The sequence below is a fragment of the Phascolarctobacterium succinatutens CAG:287 genome, assembly GCF_000434895.1.
Lineage (GTDB): Bacteria > Bacillota > Negativicutes > Acidaminococcales > Acidaminococcaceae > Phascolarctobacterium_A > Phascolarctobacterium_A succinatutens_A.
In genome coordinates this window covers 50946-72604 of sequence record NZ_FR892806.1, presented here as the reverse complement: position 1 = coordinate 72604, position 21659 = coordinate 50946, and the positions used below count along the sequence as shown (strand labels likewise).

General features: G+C 49.7%; 19 protein-coding genes and 1 tRNA gene. 2 read left to right on the top strand and 18 right to left on the bottom strand.

The window, feature by feature from the left end; genetic code table 11:
- Positions 1 to 180: 180 nt before the first annotated feature.
- The 14 genes from hslO to ppsA all read right to left on the bottom strand — a co-directional run bounded on the left by hslO (position 181) and on the right by ppsA (position 14847).
- Positions 181 to 1080 carry an Hsp33 family molecular chaperone HslO gene (gene hslO, locus BN587_RS07990; RefSeq protein WP_021720606.1) on the bottom strand — a complete coding sequence of 300 codons (900 nt, stop codon included), beginning with the start codon at positions 1078 to 1080 and terminating at the stop codon, positions 181 to 183.
- A 176-nt stretch (positions 1081 to 1256) separates the two neighbouring features.
- Positions 1257 to 1718: a 6,7-dimethyl-8-ribityllumazine synthase gene (gene ribH, locus BN587_RS07985; protein WP_009145144.1), complete on the bottom strand. Its 462-nt coding sequence runs from the start codon at positions 1716 to 1718 to the stop codon at positions 1257 to 1259.
- Between the two features lie 497 nt (positions 1719 to 2215).
- Positions 2216 to 2992: an energy transducer TonB gene (locus BN587_RS11445; protein WP_021720605.1), complete on the bottom strand. Its 777-nt coding sequence runs from the start codon at positions 2990 to 2992 to the stop codon at positions 2216 to 2218.
- 2 nt (positions 2993 to 2994) lie between these two features.
- On the bottom strand, positions 2995 to 3402 hold the full coding sequence (locus tag BN587_RS07975; protein ID WP_021720604.1) for an ExbD/TolR family protein: 408 nt from the start codon (positions 3400 to 3402) through the stop codon (positions 2995 to 2997).
- The gene (locus BN587_RS07970; RefSeq protein ID WP_021720603.1) at positions 3399 to 4019 is read right to left on the bottom strand and encodes a MotA/TolQ/ExbB proton channel family protein; all 621 of its coding nucleotides are present in this window, start codon (positions 4017 to 4019) and stop codon (positions 3399 to 3401) included. The genes BN587_RS07975 and BN587_RS07970 overlap by 4 nt, the downstream gene beginning before the upstream one ends.
- Positions 4020 to 4129: 110 nt before the next feature.
- Positions 4130 to 6376 (bottom strand): TonB-dependent receptor plug domain-containing protein, encoded by a 2247-nt coding sequence (locus BN587_RS07965; protein WP_021720602.1) that lies wholly within the window; start codon positions 6374 to 6376, stop codon positions 4130 to 4132.
- A 94-nt stretch (positions 6377 to 6470) separates the two neighbouring features.
- Positions 6471 to 7328 carry a ChaN family lipoprotein gene (locus tag BN587_RS07960; protein WP_021720601.1) on the bottom strand — a complete coding sequence of 286 codons (858 nt, stop codon included), beginning with the start codon at positions 7326 to 7328 and terminating at the stop codon, positions 6471 to 6473.
- Position 7329: 1 nt separating this feature from the next.
- The gene (locus tag BN587_RS07955; RefSeq protein ID WP_021720600.1) at positions 7330 to 8133 is read right to left on the bottom strand and encodes an ABC transporter ATP-binding protein; all 804 of its coding nucleotides are present in this window, start codon (positions 8131 to 8133) and stop codon (positions 7330 to 7332) included.
- Positions 8134 to 8136: 3 nt separating this feature from the next.
- Positions 8137 to 9135, bottom strand: a complete 999-nt coding sequence (locus BN587_RS07950; protein ID WP_021720599.1) for a FecCD family ABC transporter permease — start codon at positions 9133 to 9135, stop codon at positions 8137 to 8139.
- The gene (locus tag BN587_RS07945; protein ID WP_021720598.1) at positions 9135 to 10085 is read right to left on the bottom strand and encodes an ABC transporter substrate-binding protein; all 951 of its coding nucleotides are present in this window, start codon (positions 10083 to 10085) and stop codon (positions 9135 to 9137) included. Before BN587_RS07945 ends, BN587_RS07950 begins: the two co-directional genes overlap by 1 nt.
- A 132-nt stretch (positions 10086 to 10217) precedes the next feature.
- Complete coding sequence (locus BN587_RS07940) at positions 10218 to 10745, bottom strand: hypothetical protein (RefSeq protein WP_021720597.1); 528 nt, start codon at positions 10743 to 10745, stop codon at positions 10218 to 10220.
- The gene (locus BN587_RS07935) at positions 10742 to 11857 is read right to left on the bottom strand and encodes a hypothetical protein (protein ID WP_021720596.1); all 1116 of its coding nucleotides are present in this window, start codon (positions 11855 to 11857) and stop codon (positions 10742 to 10744) included. The genes BN587_RS07940 and BN587_RS07935 overlap by 4 nt, the downstream gene beginning before the upstream one ends.
- The gene (locus tag BN587_RS07930) at positions 11854 to 12303 is read right to left on the bottom strand and encodes a prepilin peptidase (RefSeq protein ID WP_021720595.1); all 450 of its coding nucleotides are present in this window, start codon (positions 12301 to 12303) and stop codon (positions 11854 to 11856) included. The genes BN587_RS07935 and BN587_RS07930 overlap by 4 nt, the downstream gene beginning before the upstream one ends.
- A gap of 168 nt (positions 12304 to 12471) precedes the next feature.
- Positions 12472 to 14847: a phosphoenolpyruvate synthase gene (ppsA, locus tag BN587_RS07925; protein ID WP_021720594.1), complete on the bottom strand. Its 2376-nt coding sequence runs from the start codon at positions 14845 to 14847 to the stop codon at positions 12472 to 12474.
- A 170-nt stretch (positions 14848 to 15017) separates the two neighbouring features.
- Between ppsA and BN587_RS07920 the strand changes: the two genes are divergently transcribed.
- Positions 15018 to 15572 carry a hypothetical protein gene (locus BN587_RS07920; RefSeq protein ID WP_021720593.1) on the top strand — a complete coding sequence of 185 codons (555 nt, stop codon included), beginning with the start codon at positions 15018 to 15020 and terminating at the stop codon, positions 15570 to 15572.
- A 96-nt stretch (positions 15573 to 15668) separates the two neighbouring features.
- Here the strand turns inward: BN587_RS07920 and BN587_RS07915 are convergent.
- From BN587_RS07915 to BN587_RS07905, 3 genes are all read right to left on the bottom strand, one after another.
- Positions 15669 to 15744, bottom strand: a tRNA-Ala gene (locus tag BN587_RS07915).
- A 74-nt stretch (positions 15745 to 15818) separates the two neighbouring features.
- A complete protein-coding gene (pepT, locus tag BN587_RS07910) occupies positions 15819 to 17063 on the bottom strand; it encodes a peptidase T (RefSeq protein WP_021720592.1) in 1245 nt (414 codons plus the stop codon).
- 601 nt (positions 17064 to 17664) lie between these two features.
- Entirely contained in the window at positions 17665 to 19218 is a 1554-nt protein-coding gene (locus BN587_RS07905) for an AbgT family transporter (RefSeq protein ID WP_021720591.1), read from the bottom strand.
- A 252-nt stretch (positions 19219 to 19470) separates the two neighbouring features.
- Here BN587_RS07905 and BN587_RS07900 point away from each other — a divergent pair, with 252 nt between their 5' ends.
- On the top strand, positions 19471 to 20667 hold the full coding sequence (locus BN587_RS07900) for a pyridoxal phosphate-dependent aminotransferase (RefSeq protein WP_021720590.1): 1197 nt from the start codon (positions 19471 to 19473) through the stop codon (positions 20665 to 20667).
- A gap of 63 nt (positions 20668 to 20730) precedes the next feature.
- On the opposite strand, the gene BN587_RS07895 is transcribed toward BN587_RS07900, so the two are convergent.
- The coding region (locus BN587_RS07895; protein ID WP_044484577.1) for a CaiB/BaiF CoA transferase family protein at positions 20731 to 21659 on the bottom strand (929 nt) is incomplete at its 5' end.

Sequence of the window (21659 nt, the reverse complement as noted above, 5' to 3'; positions counted from 1 at the left end):
TTATTATGTATATTTTATCATATTATAGCCTTGTCTGGCTCAATTACTTACGTAAATTCGCCAGACCCGCCTTCATCCCCCACCTTAGAGGTGGAGGACTTCTGGCGGATTAGGTTAAAATTCATCGATTCACTGCCTTTATTATACAAACAAAAGTTTCGTTTGTCAAGAAAAGTTTTGTTATTTGATATTCTGTTTAGCAGCTTCCAGCTGTGCCTGCTTTTCCTTTCCTTCCAGCAGTTGCTTGATTTCGTCCTGAGTATATTCATAGGTGCTGTTGCAGAATTCGCAGTGTGCTTCCGTTGTTTTATCCTGCGCCAGCTCCTCAAGGGATTTTACATCAAGACTGCCCAATGCTGCCAAAATGCGCTCACGGCTGCAGCGGCATTTGAAGCTCAGGGGAATGGTTTCTTTAATATCAACGTCCAGACCGCGGCCGAGAATTTCAATCATCTTTTGCGGAGTATAACCGATTTCCAGCAGCTGGGTTACATACGGAGTCAGGTTAACGTTATTTTCCAGCTTTTCCAGAACCTCGTCGGTGCAGCCCGGCATAGCCTGAATAAAGAAGCCGCCGGATGCGGTTACGTTGCCGTCCTTGTCAACCAGTACGCCCAGAGCAACGCTTGTCGGTGTCTGTTCGGATACATAGAGGTATTTGGTCAGGTCGCTGGCGATTTCGCCGTCCTGCAGCTCGCAGTAGCCGGTAAAGGGCTCTGCATTCTGCAGATAACGCGTTACGATAATATTACCCACGCCGATGCCGCCACCGACATCCAGCTTGCCATTTTTTAGGGGCAAAAATGCATCGGGGTTTTCTACATAACCGCGCACTGTGCTGCCTTCGGCATCTGCTACTACCTCGCCCAAAGGGCCGTCGCCCTTCAGACGCAGGCTGATGCGCTCGTTATCCTTCATTGTTGCGGCCAGCAGCAGCGCGCCGTTCATCGCACGTCCCAAAGCAGCGCTTGCCAGATGGGAGCAGCCGTGCTTTTTAGCTGCTTCCTGTACCAGATTAGTGGTGCATAATGCATAAATACGTACACCGTCGGCCGTAGCCTTTGTCAAAACATCTTCCATAATATCTGCCTCACTATCCTGCCTTACGGCAAAAATTTTACTTGCTTAATAAAACAAGCCCACTAAACTACTGCTAGCGGGCTTGCAAATTTCATGCATGGGGAACAGCCTGTTATCAGCTCTTCCACAATGTCAATTATAAATCATAATAGTCAAAAAGGCAAGCGGTGAAAATGTTACATTTCTTTGAAGAGATTTACCATTTCCATTGCGGTCATTGCGCAGTCTACGCCCTTGTTGCCGGCCTTGGTGCCTGCACGTTCTACAGCCTGCTGAATGTTTTCGGTGGTGAGTACGCCGAAGGCTACGGGTACGCCGGTTTGCATGCTTACCTGAGCGATGCCTTTGGAGGCTTCGGCGCATACATAGTCAAAGTGCGGGGTTGCGCCGCGGATTACGGCACCCAAGCAGATTACTGCGTCGTATTTGCCGCTTTCTGCGAGTTTTTTTGCTGCCATGGGGATTTCGAAGGCACCCGGTACCCAGGCTACGGTGAGGTCTTCGTCAGCTGCTTCGTGGCGGATCAGGCAGTCGATGCAGCCACTGAGGAGTTTGCTGGTGATGAATTCGTTGAAGCGGGCTACGACGATGGCGATTTTCATGTTTTTGGCGGTGAGTTTTCCTTCTAAGGTTTTCATGGTTATATTCCTCCTAATGGTTTTATGTTTTACGTTAATTGTGATTTGTTTTTAACTTATAGGTTACGTTTCTGTTATTGATACTTTTTGTCCTGGTCGACAAAAAGTATCCAAAAAACGCCCTGCAGTGCTGCTTCGCCGGATTCCGGCGACTGGATTCGCAGAATTTTTCACGTCGCTGATTTTTGTGTAACGTGCTTCCGTAGGCTTCGTCAACACTCCAGCGAAAAATTCCTGTGCCTGTCCGTTGCTTGCGCAGTTCGCTTAACATCGTGGTTCCGGCGAGCCCGTCGTCCGTTCCGGTCTGCGCAGCGCCGAGGATGGTGTGCTGATTGTCGGAGCGAAGGATTGACTATCAAGCGCAATGAAAGTTTGAGCGAAGTATATTATGCGCAGCGCCGAGGGTGGTGTGCTGTTTGTTTGAGCGAAATAAAGACTATCATGCTTTACGATAGTTTGAGCGTAGTTTAAGTGAAAACTCCTTATTATAAAGCCTATTATCTATATTCAATTACAAACGGGAAGCCTTGTACAAAGTAGCAGCGTACTTTTTGTCCGACGTCGTTTTTGGCAGCACTGAAGCGCCATTTATAGAAGGCGCTGAGGGCGTTGTTATCCAAGGTGCTGTTGCCGCTGGAACGCACTACTTCGGCGCTTTCTACGCGCCCGTCAGTTCCTATAACGCCACGCACGACAACGCGCCCGCCGATTCCTGCATCACGCAGTGCCTGCGGATAAACCGGAGCCGCAGTTGAAGATACGCGCGGAGGCACCTTGGGATTGCGCGCAATGCCGGGGCCGACGCCATCGCCGACGCCGGTGCCGTGTCCCGCACCGTGACCGCCACCGCTGCCACTGCCGCTGCCTGCACCAATACCGCTGCCAGTGCCTGTGCCATGGCCTGTTCCGTGACCGCCGCCGCTGCCACTGCCGCTGCCTTTTTTTGCACCTGCAGGCACATGCTTCACTACATGCTTCACAACCTGCTTATGCTCTATCTTGCCGTCAGGCAGAGTAATCGTTTCTTCCTCCACGACTTCCTCCACCTGCTCCTCGCCATCGTCGGCAGCATCAGCGACAGCTTCATCGCCGCCACCTCCGCCTCCGCCGCCGGCATCAAAGAACACAACGTTGTCAGCATCCGCAGCCGGCGGCTGCATAGCAAAGACGCCGGAAAACGCCAGTGCGACGAACAATATAAAATGTATTATCAGTGAACCGCAAAAGCCAAAGCGCTGACGTGCCTTCGCCTGCAGCTTTTCTATCTGCTTCATCGTTACTTACCGCCATCCGTTGCCAGGCCAAAGCGTGCTACGCCTGCCCCCTTCAGCTTATCTACAAGCTTAATCACCTCGCCGTACTCCAGCGCCTTTTCCGCACGGATGACAACGGCGAAGTTTTTGTTCTTCTTCTGCTCCAGGCCTGCCTGCAGCGCCAAGGCCTCCGCATCTGTTTGGGCATCGCCCAGATAAATGCTGCCGTCGGCCTTCATCGTCACGGCGAAGGTTGTCGTAGTATCCGTCGCCGCATTTTTAGCCTGCGGCAGCTTCACCGGAATAGTTTTGAGGTCAATCATATACATCGTGCTCAGCATAAAGAAGACCAGCAGGAAGAACATAATATCAATCATCGGGATAATCATCAGCGGCGGCGTTTTCCTGTTACGCACATCTCGCAGCTTCATGATCTTGCTCTCCTTGTTTCAGCCTCCAGCAGCGCGCTGAAGCACTGCTCCATATCCGTAATCATATTGTCCATACGGTGAGCGAAATAGGAATGCGCGCACAGCGAAAGAATAGCTACACACAAGCCCGTCGCCGTTGCAATCAGCGCTTCACCGATGCCGCCGGTAATCGCCATCGGCGCACCCGCTTCTACGTTGAAAATGCTGAAGGCACCGATCATGCCCACAATAGTGCCCAGCAGTCCCAGAAGCGGGGACATCGTTACGATAATGCCCAGGTAATCCAGCTTATCGCGCAGCGTCGCCATAAAAATACCGGCACGGCTTTCGAGGAAGGCGCTCTTTTCTGCCTTACCGCCTGCAATTGCCGCCACATCGGCAAGCATCTGCGCGCACTGACCGCTGCCCTTGCGCGCCAGCTCCGTCGCCACAGCAAAATCACCGCTGCGCACGGCGGCGCAATAGCGGGAGGCAAAGGCTGCGCCGCTGTCCACGCTCTTATAATATATAAACCGCTCAATGGCGATTGCTATCACAGTTATAGAACAGGCGAGCAACGGCCACATAACCAGTCCGCCCTTCTGAAAGTACATTATCAAATCTGTTATTGCCTGCATATTTTCCTCACAAATCTACAAATGCTGTCGTACTTTTACAGGAGGTGCATACTGCTCCCCAAAGTACAGAAAGGAGCAGTATGCTGTATATTATGGAATCAAAACTCTAATTAAAAGGTCATCTCTGCGCCTACACGCCAGGTGCGGCCGTCGATGCTGTAGGTATGATAGGTATCATACAGGAAAGATTTATTAAAGATATTATCTACACCGGCATAAACGCGGTAATTTTTGTTGAACTGCTTGCTGACAGTCAGACCGGTGGTGCTAAAGGAATAATCATGCTGATAGTTTGCAGAATTAGATTGATGATAATCAAAATAATATCTGTTATATAAATTTACAGTCAACGGATTTTCTTTAGCATCAGTCCAAGTTAATTGTACCAAACCATTATGACGTGCTCTATAAGCTAAACGATTGCCGGTTTGTTGGTCTTTTGCATCAAGATAGTTATAAACAGTTCTGAGACTCCAATGTTCATCAAAGTTATAACCAAACTCAGTCTCAAGCCCACTGATTTTTGCCTTACCATAGTTGACATACTTGCTCCAAATACCAGGATTCGTAATTGTTTCCGGACCAGTATAATCATCGCCACCAATCATATTTTTGATGTCATTATGAAAATAGGTAATTTTGGAATTAAGTTTACCAAGCTCGGTTTCAAAACCAAAGTCAAAATTCGTGCTGGTTTCAGGATTCAAATCAGGATTACCTAATACATAAACTGTCATAGGTGCCATGCCGCTCTTTTCCATCTGAGAATACAGTTCGTATAAGGTCGGTGCGCGGTAGCCCTTGCCCCAGTTTGCCTTCACGCGGGCATTTTCGCTTAATTTGTAGGTTGCGCCCAGCTTCGGAGAGGTGTGAGTGCCGAAGGAATCATGGTGGTCAATGCGTACTGCGGGAATCAGCAGCAGCTTGTCGCCGATTTTCCATTCGTTCTGCAGATATACGGCAGCAGTTTCAGAGGATACCTCAGATGAGGTCTTGCTCTTGCCGTTGACGGTTACATCATGTTGGTCAGTGCCGCGACCCTTCAGATGCGTACCGTTCATGATATCCTTTTTGTATTCGGCACCGAATGTCAGGGTATTGTTGTCATCCATTTTGTAGGAATCCTTGCCTTCGACAACGAGCTGCTTGTAATTATTTTGGTCAAAGTCAACAAACTTGTCGGCATTGGTATTCAGATTTTTATACCAGGAGGTATTGTCCTTGCGCAGCTCACTGAAATAGGTGCGGAAATTATAATCATGCTTACCGTCCTTGCCGTTATAGCCTAAGCTGTAATCGGAACGGGTATTATCATAGAAGTGAGAGGAAAGCATGGGATATTTTTTAATAGTCGTAGGGTCAGGCATCGACGCATTTAACTGCTCCATTGTATAGCCTTTGTTTAGCAAAGCATTCACAAAAGCCTGGCCATTAACCATTGCGGCAGGAGCACCACCTGCTATCGCTTGTTTTCTTAAAAAGCCTAACAATGTAGTCATCTGCGTTTCTGTATAATCTGTTGCCATGCTGTTCCAGCTAAAGCTTTTGAGCTGCTCACGCATGAAGTTCATATCAAAATCAAGGCTATGGTTATCATCAAAAGCATAGCTCAGGCCGGTGTTCAAAAAGCGACGTGTGCCATACATGTTGGTGCTGCTGGCATCGGTTGAAGTAACTGCACCGGTCGTTGTATTTTTAGAGTAGTTTTTATAGACACCGCTGTCGAGCTTGCGTACCTTTTCGATACCGCCGCCGATTTTCAGACTCAGCTTGCCCTGCTTGCCGGAGGAATACATAAAGCTTGTTGCTTCATCCTTGGTGCCGGTGTGCATGTTGACGCTGATGCTGGGAGTAGTAGATTTTTTGGTGATGATGTTGATTACGCCGCCGATAGCGTCAGAACCGTAGAGAGCGGAGCCGTTGCTGCTGATGATTTCGATACGCTCAACATCAGAAATGTTGATACGCTTCAGCTCGTAAGCATTTTGGGAGCTTTGCGTATTTTCTGCCGCCATGCGCTTGCCATCGACAAGAATCAGGGTGTGCATGGTGCTGTTACCGCGCAGCTGCACCTGATTACCGGTCATACCGTTATCCTGTACGTCAATATTATTTGCCAAGCGCAAGGCATCCTGTACGCTGTAGGCACCCAGTTCTTTAATCTTCTGCTCGGTAATAACCTCAACGCTTTGCGGAACCTCTTTTTTCTCCAGCTGTGTCTTGGTCGCAGTCACAACGTAATCCGCACCGCTGTATTCATCGTAATTATCTGCCTCCGCAGCAAAAGCCATATGGCCGACTGCACTGACAACGCAGGCAGTAAGTAAGGCTATCTTCTTTTTGTTTAAATTTCTCATAATGCACCTCTTTTTTCTGCTTATTTTTATGGTATATTTTACACCCGTAAAGTCAGCAACTGCTAACTGACGGATAAAAAAATATCGGAAGAATTTATTTTCTGTCGAACCAAACGACAAAATCACCCGCAGGCTTTTCGCGCTTCTGTTTGCGCTCCAGCGGTGTGATTACGGCAACCTTGAGCTCAGGACGCAAAGCTTCCAGCTTTTGCGCTGTTCCCAAATGAGCGTCGGAATGGAAGCAACCGTTGATATGCAAAATCTGCATATTCTGATGTGCGTCGGCAAACGCAGCAATGCTCTCGGCCATCTTGTCATCCTTCAGGCATTGCGCCGCATAAACTGCTGCTAAACGCGCTGACGGCATCTTCATCGGCGCTGCCGGGGAGCTCATCTGCGCATAGAATTTATCCTTATACGCGCCCTCGGGAGCATAGGTATGCTTGGGCAGCCATTGCTGATACTGCGCCTCCACGCCCTCCGTCGAAGCGTTGTTTTTCGCTACGTGCGCTGCCAAAAAGCGCGGTACGTTAGCGGCAATAACGGGCATTTTCTTTTCTTTGGCAAAATTTACCAGCGGAGCATAATCCGTACGATAATTAGGCCAGGGACGGCTTGCAGCGAGAAAATTTTCTTCGCTCAGAGTATCTGCCAAAAAGTTATTTAACTTACTTTGGTTATCTGCCTCAAACATTTCCATGGATAAGGCCAGTTTCTCGCCTTTCGCCTTATACATTGCCTTCAAAAGCTCTAATTCATATTGGTGTATTTCACTTTGATCATGATATTCACCAAAGAAGACTACATCATACTTTTGCAGCTTGCTTGCCAGCTGCGCTGCTGTTAAATTTTTACCGCTCTGCGCATCGCTGAACTGCGCCGCACCTGCGGCACCTGCGCCCAGACACAGCATCGCCATGCTGAGAGCGATTGTTTTGATATATTTATTCATCTTAATCATGCTCCTCTACACTATACGGAAAGCACACGGGGTACTGCGTCCCGTTGGCCTCAACACGCATGATCACGGCCTTCACATCGTAAAGCTCTTCAATCACAGACTGCGTGAACACCTCGTCCGTAGGCCCGTCTGCCATGATGGTTCCCTTTTTCAGCGCAATCAGTCGCTCACTGTAACGTGCCGCATGGTTCAAGTCGTGCAGCACCATGATAACCGTCAGCCCCATTTCGTTATGCAATCGCACAACAAGCTCCATCAGCTCCAGCTGATGATGCACGTCAAGATAGGTCGTAGGCTCATCTAGCAGCAGAATCTTCGGCTTCTGCGCCAGCGCCATGGCCAGCCACGCGCGTTGGCGTTCGCCCCCGCTCAGTGTATGCACCAGGCGCGTACGCAGCGGTCCCAGCTCAGTAAACTCCAGTGCTTCTTCAATCGCCAGACGGTCCTCCTGATTGAGGCCGTCGAAGAACTTGCGGTACGGCATTCGTCCGTAGCACACCAGCTCCTCCACCGTCGTGCCGCCGGGAGCGTTCGCGCTTTGCGCCATCACAGCCAGCGTGCGCGCCACCTCTTCGGTAGACATTTTATTGATGTCCTTGCTGTCAAGATAAACCGCACCACTCGCAGGCTCCAGCAGGCGGCAGAGTGCCTTCAGCAGCGTTGATTTACCGCTGCCGTTCGGCCCGATAATCGTCACAATCTCCGGCTGGGAAATATCCAGCGTCAGGTCCCTGATTATCGTGTGCTCGCCGTAGCGCAGAGTAATTTTTTGTGTATGTAATGTCGGGATATTCATAGCTTAACGCATCCTCCGTTTCAGCAGATACAAGAAGAACGGACCGCCAATGAAGGACATGAAGATGCCCACGGGGATTTCCAGCGGACTGAAAAGCGTTCTTGCCGCCGTATCAGCCAGTGTTACCACCGCACCGCCGGCAATCGCCGCACAGGGCAGCAGGTATTCGTGGTCGCTGCCGATTAACAGGCGCATGATGTGCGGCACGATGAGGCCCACAAAGCCCAGCATGCCTGCTACGCTTACGGAAACCGCCGCCAGCAGCGCGGAAAGAAAGATCAAAACCGTGCGCATGCGCATCACGCGTACGCCCAAGCTCTTGGCCAATTCATCACCCAACTGCAACGCATTTAGGGAACGTGCACACAAAATCGTGCCGATAATACCAATCGCGCTATAAGGCAGCAGCATCTCCACATGCCCCCAGCTGCGCCCCTGAAAGCCGCCGGCCATCCACATAACCGTGCCCTGGATTCTGTCGCTGTAAAATACGTTCAGCGCCGCCATACCGCCACCGAAGAAGGTGGCAACTGCCACGCCCGCCAGAATCATGCGCAGCGGGTTGATGCCCTTTTCCCACGCCAGAAAAAAAACGATGCCTGTGGAAAGCACGGCGCCGACGAAGGCTGCCAGCGGCACCATAGCAGACTGTTCCGGGAAAAGCAGCATTATCACCATCGCAAACAGGCCCGCACCGGCGCTCACGCCGATGATACCGGGGTCTGCCAGCGGGTTGTGCAGCACGCCCTGCAGGTTACAGCCTGCCAAAGCGAGGTTAGCACCCACCAACACTGTCACTATCGTACGGGGCAGGCGGATGAGGTTCACAATGCGGTCGGTGTCAGCATCTGCCTCGCCCAGCAGCGCCGCCCATGTTTCGCTCACCGAAAGGCTCACTGTACCGCTGCCGATGCTCATGAAGATGCCTGCGACGAGCAGGATGCACAGGCCGAAGAACACTGCTATGCGCACTTTTTCTTTTGTTTTGGCATCATTACTCATTACTTGGCCTCTCCATACATATATTCTTTCATAATCTTCATCGCTTCGATGGTGTGCGTGCCGGGGTTAACGGTAAACAGGCTCGGCGGCAGCTGGTACACACGGTTATTCTTCACGGCGTTCACGTCATGCCAGATGGCGTTGTCACGCATATTGGCGCGCAGCTTTTCCAGAATTTCCTTGCTGCCGCCCATGGTAATCAGCATCACGATATCGGGGTTTTCCTTGGCTACGAATTCCATGCTCAGCGGGATATAGCTGCTGTCCTTCACATTCTCGGCCTTGTCCGCAATGTTTACGGCACCCAAACGCTCTGCCAGATCACCGCCGAAGCTCTTTTTGGTGGACATGTTGAAGCTGTCCGGCGAGCCGAAGATAATCAGCACCTTCGGTCCCTTGCCCTTCTGTACGTCCTGCGTCAGCGCAGCATATTCCTTTTCTATCTGCGCACGCTTGGCTGCAGCTTCCTTTTCTCTGTCGGCAAAACGGCCGAAGTCGTCTATGCTTTTCAGCACATCCTCATAGGAGTTTATCATGTTCAGGTAAAGCGGCACGCCGGCCATTTCCAGAGGCTTGCGCAGCATTACGTGGAAGGGTACGTTGGTGCCTACAACCAGGTCAGGCTTCAGGCTCATGATTTTTTCCAGATTCGGCGCGTGGATCATGCCTACTTCGGGGATGTCCTTAATGCTTTCCTTGATGTCATCGGGATATGAAGTGCTGGTAGGTCTGCCGACGGCCTTGCCACCGATGGAGGTGAAGATTTCCAGATTGGAGGCATTGAGAAAGACGATTCTTTTGGGCTCCGCGGGGATGTGTACCTTGGCGCCGGTGCTGTCGGTTACGCTGACGGCGGCGTTGGCTGCGAGCTTGTGCTGGCCTCTTGCCAGCAGGAAGTAGCCTGCCAGGGCTATGATTACGACAAATACGAGTAAGATATATTTTTTCATACGCAACTCCCTTTACAATATTAGCTAGTGCTATCTTTGAAATTAAATTAGCCTAGTCTAACTTTACTATGACATTATCTTATAAGATGTGGATTTTGTCAAGTTAAAATTAGCGTAGGCTAATTGAAAGTTTTAGTTCGCAAAGTAAAATTCAAGAAAGATATCTATTTTCAGCACATCTTTTGTCTCCATTATGCTCTGCAAGCGCAGCTCCTTTACCTTGCAGCCATTGCGTTCCACTTGTCGCAGCCAACGCAGCAATGAATAAAACTCACCAACAGTACTAACATTTAATGTCTGCATTTGTAAGCCATTCTGCAAAGCAACAGGTTTACCCTCCATCTGAAGCTTGCTCAGCTGAAGCCCCTGAGCAAGCGCCTGCTTTTGCAGTCGCTGTAGCCCGTTGTTCAAACTAAGCTGCTGCTCTACCTTCTTCTCTAAATCATTCTGCTTACTCAGCAGTCTTGTTTTATACGTTTCATAATCACTATGCTCATTAGCAAAGCGCATCTGCCGCGTCAGCTTTACCTGCAGCTTATCTGTCTTTGCTACCGCCAGTTGACGTTCAGTCCACAGCGACCACGCATTAACTAGCAAGCCAATAGCGATCAAAGTTGCTACGCAAGCTAGTGTATTAATTGCCTTTTCTCCTAGCTTCATTTCTTGCCCTCCTTCAGCTCCAGCTTGAGCTTATAAGCAATAGTATTTCCCTGTTGCTCTGATTGCAGCAGCTCTACTCTGCTATAATAGCCACATTTTTGCAGTTGCTCAACTAAGCTTTCCAAAGCTAATGCATCAACTGCCCTTCCCTGCAATAATAAGGGCTTCTTCGTACCGCAATATTCTAAAGCAGTAAGCCAGCAACCAGGCAGCATCTGGCGACAGATACGCTCCAATTCACCATTAGCCTCTTTAGATGCCTTAGGTGCTGCAGCCAACAGCTTTTCCAAATGCTGACAACTGCGTTCCATAGCTTCGCTTTCCTGGATACGTTGCTCCCATACTTCATACTGCTTAAGCTTCTGTTCTACCTTCTGCAAATTATGCTGCGCCAAATAGCAGCCTCCCAAGGCACTGCCATAAGCTAATAGTGCTAAAGCAAATACAGCACAACTAACCTTAGGCAACCAGCGGTCAAAAGCGGCCGCTACACTTTGCAAGTTTTTTTGCTGCTGCCTGTATACCGGCGGCAACGGCTTGCCGGCAAACCAGGCTGTTGCAGCTGCGTCAAGAGTTACCTTTCCTAGCCAAATGCCCTGCAGCTTCAGTAACAAGCTGCTACACAGCTGTTCAAGCTCAGCTTGATATGTATCTGGCAAAGCAGTATATGTCACCTGATATTGCTGTTCATCTGCTTCACCGACGATATTCGCTTCAAAGCTGTAACTATAGCTTGTTTCTGCCTTGGGAACGCTCTGCTGCAGCTCCCACATTAAGGCAGCCTGCAGCTCACGCCGCTGCAATGCAGGTAACATCAGTTGCTCAGAATATAGAGCTTCTGCCGCTGGCAAAAGAATCACCGCAGCCTCCTCCTCTACCTCATGTTGTAACAGTAATTCGCGTAATTCATCTGTAAGACTTTGCATGTCTGCAAGGTGAGTCTCAGACAGCTGCTCCTGCCAGCTAAGCACTTCTTTTTCAAAATATGCAATTTCCCCTGTCTGCAACGACAGCAGCAAAAGCGGCTGCCTACGGCGCCAACGGCGACGACAAGCACATAATACCGGATCAAACAAATCCTCAGGATTAATACTTTCACCAAGCTTCATCATAAGATAACCCTCCAATACCATGTAATGATTTCTTTACCACAAAAATACGCAGCAACCGCTGCTGCGCACAAAAACGGTCCGAAGGGAATTGCCTGTTTCAGCTTCCCACGCCTGCACAGCAACAGCAACATACCCATAATGCCACCGCTGATAAAAGCAAGCAGTAAACATAACAGCCCCTGCTCTAAGCCAAGCCAGATTCCCAGAGCCGGCGCCAGCTTAACATCTCCCTCTCCCATACCACCGCGACTAGCAAAATACAAAAGCAGCATAATTACCAGCAGTACTCCTGCACCACAAAGAGCTTCTAACAGCTGGTGCTCAAAAAAGGCACGCACTACACCTACTGCCGCCAAAAGCAATGTTACCTTATCATAAAGCAGCATAGACTTCATATCCGTATAGGTGTGATAAAGCAAACAAAGAATAAAAATAACAGACAGCATACTTACCTCCTTAAAATCGTTTTCTCCCCCAAAAACAAATAGGACTCCCATATTGTAATTTGTACTACAACACAGGAGTCCTAAAACTCTTCACTGCATATTTACTTTTTCTGCTTCCAGATAAAGCCAATGCGCTTAGCCAAAGAGCTGAAAGTCTTTAATTGCCTCTTACCAGTTCAGGTCCTCAACCTCTTGACGGCCTTTGCCGGTCAGAGCATCCATCATGATGCGTTGCTCGATTTGAGCAGCCAGCTTCTTGGTGAACTTAACAGTATCCGGATTAACGGACATGCTGTCGATACCGCTCTTAATGAGGAACTCGCAGAACTCAGGATATACGCTCGGAGCCTGACCGCAGATAGAAACGGTCTTGCCATCCTTATGAGCAACCTCGATCAGGTGACGGATTGCGCGGCGTACAGCCAGGTTACGTTCGTCATAGATATGAGAAACAGTATCGTTATCACGGTCGCAGCCCAGAACCAGCATGGTCAGGTCGTTGGAACCGATGGAATAGCCGTCAACAAATTTGTTGAACTGGTCAGCCAGGATGATGTTGGACGGAATTTCAGCCATCAGCCAAACCTTGAAGTCCTTACCGCGGGACAGACCGCAGTCAGCCATAATCTTAGTAACCTTTTCGCATTCCTCTACATTGCGGCAGAACGGAATCATAACGTTCAGGTTCTTCAGGCCGAACTCTTCGCGAACCTTGCGAACAGCCATGCATTCGAGCTTGAATGCTTCGATATATTTAGGATCATAGTAACGGGAAGCACCGCGCCAGCCCAGCAGAGCGGAAGGCTCGTTCGGCTCGAATTCGTCGCCGCCCTTCAGGTCGCGGTATTCGCTGGACTTGAAGTCGGAGAAGCGCATGGTTACCGGTCTCGGAGCCATAGCCTGGCAAACTTGGCGGATGCCTTCAGCCAGTTGGTCTACAACCTTTTCCGGTTGACCGATTTTGATCAGATACAGCGGATGTTCATGGATATAGGTGGTCCAGATGAACTCTTCGCGCATCAGGCCGATACCGTCGCAAGGCAGAGCAGCATATTTTTCAGCCAGCTCAGGATCGCCCAGGTTCATATAAATCTTGGTGCCGGTCGGCGGGAAGTATTCAGCAGCAGCAACTACCTGTTGTGCCGGTTGTTCAGCCTTCGGCTCTTCGATGATGCCTTCGTATACAACACCATGAGTAGCATCGATGGTTACATCAATACCGTCAGGAATGGTGGTGGTAGCAGCTTCGCCACGGCTCTTGGTACCTACGATACAGGGAATGCCTAACTCGCGGGATACGATAGAAGCATGGCAGGTCATTCCGCCGCTATCGGTTACGATTGCTTTCGCTTTCTTCATAGCCGGTACCCAGTCAGGAGCGGTCATCTCGGTTACGAGGATTTCGCCTTCCTTGAATTCGTCGATATGGGACGGATCCAAAATTACATGTACGCGGCCTGCTACATTACCAGGGCTGGCAGGCAAGCCTTTAACGATAACTTTGCGATCAGTAGTCACTTTTTTCTCCTCTTTCGGTGCACCATTTTCTTTGTTACGACGGCTCCATACGGTTTCAGGACGGGCTTGCAGGATGTAAACCTTGTTATCGCGCTCGTCAACGCCCCATTCCATGTCCATGTAGCAGCCATAGTGTGCTTCAATTTTCTTAGCGCATTCAGCCAATTGTTTGATCTGCTCATCAGTCAGCTTTTGCTCGTTTTGCTCATCCAGCGGCACAACAACTTCTTCGCAGTCGCCGTCAGCTTTGCGGATCAGCTTAATGTCCTGCGCGTTAACGTTCTTTTCAACAATCTCGCAGGTAGCTTTATTTACAGTATAGTTATCCGGAGTTATGGTGCCTTGAACAACATATTCGCCCAAGCCCCATGCGCCTTCGATGAGGATGTTCTTGTCGTCGCCGGTAGCAACGTTAACAGTGAACATAACGCCAGCAGCCTTGGAGAATACCATCATCTGAACTGCAGCGCTCAGTGCTACATCCAGATGATCAAAGCCTTGTTTTTCACGGTAGTAAACCGCACGGTCGGTAAAGCAGGAAGCATAGCATTCCTTAACCTTAGCAACAATGGTTTCTGCACCCTTTACGTTCAGGTAGGTGTCCTGCTGGCCTGCAAAGCTTGCATCCGGCAAATCCTCAGCGGTAGCGCTGCTGCGAACAGCAACGAACGGATCAGCCTGGCCAACCTTTTCACCCAGCTCCTCGTAAGCTTGGGCAATCAGGTCCTGCAGATCCTGCGGCATTTCTTCGTCCATAATTGCCTGGCGGACCTTAGCGCAAACCTCGCGCAGCTGAGCGCTGTTGTCTACGTCCAGACCGGCAATTAAAGTTTTAATCTTTTCGTACAGACCGGTCTTTTCAAAGAAGTATCTGTAAGCGCAGGCAGTAGTTGCGAAGCCATACGGTACAGGTACGTCAACATGAGAGGTCAGCTCGCCCAAGGAAGAAGACTTACCACCGGCGATTGCTACGTCTTTTCTCTCCAGCTGGTCAAACCACAGCAGGAATGCTTTTTCTTTCTCCATAATAAATTGCTCCTTTTAAAATACTATACTTTTTTCTGGGGAAATCCTTAATATAGTGTATACTATATCACATTTAAAGAGCATATTCAAGCGATTTCTGCAGTTTTTTTAGATTTTTTGTAGAAAATTCACCGGCATGCTATAATACAGATAAAAGTGAGGTGCGTGCCATGAATTTTATCGACAGCTTTTGCAGTAACATAAAAAAGGTAATTGCCCTTATAGCTTTAATGCTCCTTTTAACGCTCGTTATTTTAATTTTTACGCATACATCATTAGGCTATTTTCTTGTGCTGCTGCCCATAACACTGCTGATTATTTATCTTTTACATAAAATAAAAAAACTTGATCCGGAGAACGCTTTCATCTATAACTCCGTTTTAGTAATTCTGCTTTTCATTTTTATCCTCTTTGATTTGCGAAAGGATATAGTGCTGCTTGGTTGCTTCGCTTATATTATCCATCTATTGATGGCATACCATCTGATCCTGAAGTCGCCTGCCAGAACGCAACAGCAGGAAAAAAATGATATAGAATCAGACACTATCAACGTCACCGGGTCTTTTATCACCTACGACGACACCTGCCCCGACGATGGCGAGGACTACGGGCCTGAAGGCAGCGTTATCTGGGGCCCGCGTACTATCGAAGAAAATATCTATATCAACGGCAAATGGTACATCAACGAAAACAGCGAGGAATGGGAGGAAAACGAAGGCTGCTGAGCCATTAAATAATTTACGCAGACGCTCATATGCATGGGCGTCTTTTTTTGCGCACAAAAAAGCGGTCCTACCAAAGTAAGACCGCTAATTAGCGATTGGTGGAGACGAGGAGAATCGAACTCCTGACCCCCTGCTTGCAAGGCAGGTGCTCTCCCAGCTGAGCTACGCCCCCAATAGGCTTCGTGCGCATTTGCGTTGGAAACAAGTAAGATTTTACAGGAAAGCGACGCATTTGTCAAGCATTTTTTATTTGGTAATCAGCTCAACCAGCTTCAAAGTCATCAGGCAGGATTTTTCCACTGCAGCCATCGGCATAAATTCGCAGTTGGAGTGGAAGTTGAGTGCGCCGGTGAAATAGTTCGGCGTCGGGATGCCCTTGGTGGAAATAAAGGAACCGTCGGTGCCGCCGCGCATAGCGATATCCTTCGGCTCGATATCCAGCTCCTTCATCGCCTCGAAAATGTACTCAACGCATTTTCTGTTGTCATCGTTCAGCGCATCGGCAATGTTGCCGTAAACGTCGGTGATGTTCAGCTCAATGCCAGCCTTCGGATTCTTGGCCTGCACATATTCCACAGCATGACGGATGAACTCCTTGCGTGCTTCATACATCTTTTTGTTATGGTCGCGGATTTTGATATCCAGAGTTGCTTCCGCAGCGTTGGATTTAATAGCCTGTACCCAGATAAAGCCTTCGGTGCCCTCGGTGTGCTCCGGAGTCTGCATTCTGTCGAAGCAGTTGATGATATCTACGGCAACCAGCGCCGGGTTAACCAAAGTGTTCTTAGCGGACATCGGATGTGCGGTTACGCCCTTGATTTTAATGTGTGCGCTGCCTGCGTTAAAGGTCTGGTATACAACCTCGCCCAGCTCGCAGCAGTCAATGGTATATGCAAATTCAACCGGGAACTTGCTGAAATCCATCTTCTTGGAACCGCAAAGGCCAACCTCTTCATCCGGAACAAAGGCTACATAAATTTCGCCGTGTGGACGGTTTTCCTTAATGATGGTTTCCAGTGCTACCATCAGATTGGCAACGGCAGCCTTATTATCTGCGCCCAGTACAGAGGTGCCGTCGGTGGTGATAAGGTCGCTGCCGATATATTTGTTCAGCTCGGGATGCTCGCTTACCTTAATGTAGATTTGCTTTTCAGCGTTCAGCAGTACATCGCCGCCCTGATAGTTTTTCACAATCTGCGGATGTACCTCGGGAGAAAGGTTTACGTCAACGGTATCCATATGCGCAACCCAGCCTACATTCGGCACGGGAGCGTGGCCTGCAGGCAGGTTAGCCGGCAGACGTCCGGTCAGCACGCAGAATTCGCTGATTTCCAGGTCTACCAGACCAAGCTCAGCCAAATCCTCCTTCAGCAGCTTTGCCATATCCCATTGGCCGGGAGTACTGGGAACAACAGCACAGCCCTCCTTACTTTGGGATGGTACGGCAGCGTAACGTAAAAAGCGTTCAGTCAAACGTTCTTGCAAAGACATTTTTAAAGACCTTCTTTCATAAATACATATAACACCCTTCCGTCTGCTCGCTATGCTCGCAGCCACCTCCCCTTTGAGGGGAGGCAAGGTGAATTAGCTATAGGACAAAGAGAAGGCTCCCCTTGGGGGGAGCTGTCGCCGTAAGGCGACTGAGAGGGGTTTGCACATATAACACCTGATGACAGCATTTCTTTGATGTCACCCCTCTCCGCCTCGACAAGCTCGGCACCTCTCCCCGAGGAGAGGCTCGGTCTGCCAATACACGTCATATGAGAGGCTCCCCTTGGGGGGGAGCTGTCGCCGCAAGGCGACTGAGAGGGGTTTGCACATATAACACCTGATGACAGCATTTCTTTGATGTCACCCCTCTCCGCCTCGACAAGCTCGGCACCTCTCCCCGAGGAGAGGCTCGGTCTGCCAATACACGTCATATGAGAGGCTCCCCTTGGGGGGGAGCTGTCGCCGCAAGGCGACTGAGAGGGGTTTGCACATATAACACCTGATAACAGCATTTCTTTGATGTCACCCCTCTCCGCCTCGACAAGCTCGGCACCTCTCCCCGAGGAGAGGCTATCTTCATTATATCATCTCTGAAATAATATTACATTATACGTCTGGGGTAAACATAATCAGCTTGTAAACCCAGAGGTATATCCATAAACCAGAAAGCGTACAGCATAATAGTCAAAGTAACCAGCAACGTAATAGTATACGGCAGCATCAGGGAACTCAGCGTACCGATACCGGCGCTCTTCACGTACTTCTGGCAGTAGAGGATAATCAGCGGGTAGAACGCAAACATCGGGGTTACAACGTTAACCGCGGAGTCACTCACGCGGAAGGCAACCTGAGTCAGCTCCGGCGCAATGCCTACAGCCATCAGCATCGGTACGAAGATAGGTGCCAGAATCGCCCACTTAGCGGAAGCAGAGGTAATAATCAGGTTCAGCATCGCAACGAAGATGATGATGCCGAAAATAGTTACCTGCGGCGGCAGTGCCAGGGATTTCAGGAACTCGGCGCCCGCAATCGCAATCAGCGCGCCCATGTTAGAAGCACCGAAGGCATAGAGGAACTGCGCAGCGAAGAAGTAGAATACAATCAGCTGCACCAGAGTTTTGGTGATATCCTCCATCGCAGTAGTTACATCCTTCGGGGATTTGAATTTTCCAACCATTACGCCGTAGGTCAGGCCGACAGCGCCGGTGAATACGAACAGCAGGGAAACGATGGACTGCATAATCGGCGCCTTGAAGCTTGCCAGCATACCCTTGTCATCGCGGAAGATGGAATCAGCCGGCAGCAGCAGGTACACAAGCAGCGCAACCATCACAATCAAAATGCCGGTAGCAGCGTAGAAGGCACGGTTTTCCTTGGGAGTTACAGCGGTGTTGCCGTCCTCGCCTACTTCGATATCATCATCGAGCGGGCAGTTTTTCCACAGCCACGGCTCTACAATTTTTTCCGTTACCCACCAGCAGCTGGGGATTACGAGGAAGGTCGCGCCGAAGGCGTAGAAATAGTTGCAGAGTACGTTAACCTGATAAGACGGGTCGATAATCTGCGCAGCGCTCTGGGTGAAGCCTTGGATAACCGGGTCAATCGCGGACGGAGTATAGTTGGCAGCGAAGGCACCGGCAATACCTGCGAAGGATGCGCCGATACCCGCCAGCGGATGCTTGCCGCTCGCATAATACATGTAGGCAGCAACCGGAATGATAATTACATAGCCGGTATCGGGGCCGAGATGGCTCAGCATACCAACGAGAATAATAATCGGGGTAATCAAAAACTTAGGCGTAACAGCCAGAATTTTTTTCAGCGCAGTATTGATGTAGCCGGAGCCGTCAGCAATACCGATACCAAGGGTAGCAACGATTACCATGCCCAGCGGAGGGAAGCCGGAATAGTTGGTAACCATCTTGCTTAACAGGTCGACAAGATTTTTTCCGCTCAACATATTGTTGACTACGATTTCCTTGCCGGTAGTAGGATGCACATAACCAAAGTGCATGGTCGAAAGAATTGCTGACATAATGCAGCAGATGATAAACGCACCGATGAACAAAATCGTGATATCGGGGATTTTGTTGCCGACGCGTTCAATCAGGCCGAGAATGCCGCCGGTCTGATTTTTTGCTTGCGTTGTTTGCATAGGGGACAATCACTCCTTCAAAAAATTAAAAATAACGTTCTCATTATAGCATTTTTTTAATATTTATGCAAAAGCATTCTGCGAACGACAACCATTTGCCAAACTGTTTCTTCAAAAAGTGCTTGCGTCAAAAAGTCAAATGTATACAGTATTAATATTTTACTATATACAATCTTGGCAAAATCTGTGCTATAATAAATAAAGCAGTTACATCTGCCCCAAAACAAACTATAACAGCAAGGAGTTTTTTTCATGATACTTTCTCAACGTATTCAAAGCCTGACAGCATCTCCTATCAGAAAGCTGTCTCCGTATGCTGACGCAGCAAAGGCTGCAGGCAAAAAGGTTTATCATCTGAACATCGGCCAGCCTGATATTGCCACTCCGGCACAATTCATGGACAGCGTGCGTGAATTCCAGGCACCGGTAATCGCCTACAGCAATTCCAAGGGCGAAATGTTCCTCTTAAAGGCTGTACAGAAATATTATGCAGAAAAAGGCATGGATTATGCAATTGAAGATATTTTCGTTACCAACGGCGGCAGCGAGGCCCTGATTTTCGCAGTTATGGCTCTGTGCGACCCCGGCGACGAAATCATGGTTTTTGAACCCTTCTACGCTAACTACACCACCTTCTGCAAAGAGTTCGGCGCTAAAATCAACGCTGTTCCTACCAGCGTAGAAAACGGTTACCACCTGCCCAGCGAAGAAGAAATCGAAAAGCACATCACTCCGAAAACCAAAGCAATTCTGCTCACCAACCCCGGCAATCCTACCGGCGTAGTTTATACCGAAGCAGAGCAAGATATGATTTCCCGCATCGTGCGCAAGCATAACCTGGCTTTAATCGCTGACGAGGTATACCGTGAATTCGTTTATGACGGTGCATATCGTAGCTTCGGCACCATGCCTGAGCTGGACGACAACCTGATCATCATCGATTCCGTTTCCAAGCGCTACAGCGCCTGCGGTGCGCGTATCGGCTGTATCATCAGCAAAAACAAGGAGCTCAGCAAACAGATTATCAAATGCTGCCAGGCTCGTCTGTGCAGCCCGATTCTGGAGCAGGTCGGCGCAGCAGCTCTGTACACCACTCCGGCAAGCTATCTGGAAGAAGTTAACAAGGAATACAAAAAACGCCGCGACACTATCGTTGCAGCTTTGAAGAAGCTCCCCGGCGTGAAGGCTTCCGACCCGAAGGGCGCTTTCTACATCATGGTTAACATGCCTGTTGACGATGCAGAAAAATTTGCTATCTGGACTCTGGAAAACTTCGCTATCGACGGCGAAACTGTTATGTTTGCTCCCGGCAACGGCTTCTACAACACCCCCGGCAGCGGCATCAACGAAGCACGCCTTGCTTATGTATTAAAGAGCGAGGATTTGGAGCGCGCAATCTACATTCTGGGCGAAGCACTCAAAGCATATCCCGGCCGTGTAGAAAAATAAGCTCACAAAAACTTTAAAGCTTACAAAAAAATCAGACCTCCTGAAAATTCAGGAGGTCATTTTTTATTTTGTCTGCAATGCTTCCGCCAGCAGCTTTTCATCGGCAATCGCCTGCGACAGCACCTGCTGCGTATCCTCGCCCAAGCGCGGCGCACGCTTCCGCAGCGCGGCCGGCGTTTCGCTCAGCTTCATGGCAAAGCCCAGCTGCCGGTAGCTGCCAAGCTCCGCATCCTCTACGTTCAGCACCATCTCGTTGGCCTTGGTCTGCTCCGCGTCCACCGCCTCGGCAAAATCCAGCACCGGCGTTACGCAGGTATCCTTGCCTGCAAGCAGTAGCTCCCATTCGGGCAGCGTATGCTTGGCAAATACCAGCGTCAGCTGCTGCTTTAAGTAATCGTGGTTAGCATCATCATCTATCAGGTCCGTCATATCGGGGCGCTGCAGCACAGCGCACAGGTTGCTCCAGAACTTCTTTTCCAAGCAACCCACCGCAAGGTAGCGTCCTTCCTGCGTCGCATAAATATTATAGTTGGCGTTGGCACCCGTCAGCCAGTTGTTGCCGCGCTCCGCCACAAAACCGCTGCCGAAGTACAGACTGGCAGCACCGGGCATCAGCGTCATCGCCACGTTATACAGCGAAATATCTATTTCCTGCCCCTCGCCCGTCATCTGTGCATGGCGCAGTGCAATCATAATGCTCATGCCCGCCGCCATCGACGCATTCATATCCGCCATCAGCACGCCCGGAATCGCCGGCTTGCCCTGAGCCTCACCGCTCATAGCGGTAATGCCTGCCAGGCTCACGTAACCGATATCATGGTCGGCCTGCTTGGCCAGCGGTCCCCTTTTGCCGTAGCCTGTCAGCGAGCAGTAGATAATACGCGGATTCACCGCCTTCGCCGCCGCATAGTCAATACCAAGCTTCGTCAGTACGCCCGGACGATAGCTTTCCACCACCACATCGGCAGTTTTCACCAGCTCCAGAAACGCCC

Bases quoted from the DNA above. Each gene is read 5' to 3' on its own strand.
- BN587_RS07920 (WP_021720593.1), top strand. From the start codon at position 15,018: ATGAATTTTATCGACAGCTTTTGCAGTAACATAAAAAAGGTAATTGCC.
- hslO (WP_021720606.1), bottom strand. From the start codon at position 1,080: ATGGAAGATGTTTTGACAAAGGCTACGGCCGACGGTGTACGTATTTAT.
- BN587_RS07900 (WP_021720590.1), top strand. From the start codon at position 19,471: ATGATACTTTCTCAACGTATTCAAAGCCTGACAGCATCTCCTATCAGA.
- BN587_RS07960 (WP_021720601.1), bottom strand. From the start codon at position 7,328: ATGAATAAATATATCAAAACAATCGCTCTCAGCATGGCGATGCTGTGT.
- BN587_RS07975 (WP_021720604.1), bottom strand. From the start codon at position 3,402: ATGAAGCTGCGAGATGTGCGTAACAGGAAAACGCCGCCGCTGATGATT.
- BN587_RS07965 (WP_021720602.1), bottom strand. From the start codon at position 6,376: ATGAGAAATTTAAACAAAAAGAAGATAGCCTTACTTACTGCCTGCGTT.
- BN587_RS07930 (WP_021720595.1), bottom strand. From the start codon at position 12,303: ATGCTGTCTGTTATTTTTATTCTTTGTTTGCTTTATCACACCTATACG.
- pepT (WP_021720592.1), bottom strand. From the start codon at position 17,063: ATGTCTTTGCAAGAACGTTTGACTGAACGCTTTTTACGTTACGCTGCC.
- ppsA (WP_021720594.1), bottom strand. From the start codon at position 14,847: ATGGAGAAAGAAAAAGCATTCCTGCTGTGGTTTGACCAGCTGGAGAGA.
- BN587_RS07950 (WP_021720599.1), bottom strand. From the start codon at position 9,135: ATGAGTAATGATGCCAAAACAAAAGAAAAAGTGCGCATAGCAGTGTTC.
- BN587_RS07905 (WP_021720591.1), bottom strand. From the start codon at position 19,218: ATGCAAACAACGCAAGCAAAAAATCAGACCGGCGGCATTCTCGGCCTG.
- BN587_RS07940 (WP_021720597.1), bottom strand. From the start codon at position 10,745: ATGAAGCTAGGAGAAAAGGCAATTAATACACTAGCTTGCGTAGCAACT.
- BN587_RS07935 (WP_021720596.1), bottom strand. From the start codon at position 11,857: ATGATGAAGCTTGGTGAAAGTATTAATCCTGAGGATTTGTTTGATCCG.
- ribH (WP_009145144.1), bottom strand. From the start codon at position 1,718: ATGAAAACCTTAGAAGGAAAACTCACCGCCAAAAACATGAAAATCGCC.
- BN587_RS07955 (WP_021720600.1), bottom strand. From the start codon at position 8,133: ATGAATATCCCGACATTACATACACAAAAAATTACTCTGCGCTACGGC.
- BN587_RS07970 (WP_021720603.1), bottom strand. From the start codon at position 4,019: ATGCAGGCAATAACAGATTTGATAATGTACTTTCAGAAGGGCGGACTG.
- BN587_RS11445 (WP_021720605.1), bottom strand. From the start codon at position 2,992: ATGAAGCAGATAGAAAAGCTGCAGGCGAAGGCACGTCAGCGCTTTGGC.
- BN587_RS07945 (WP_021720598.1), bottom strand. From the start codon at position 10,085: ATGAAAAAATATATCTTACTCGTATTTGTCGTAATCATAGCCCTGGCA.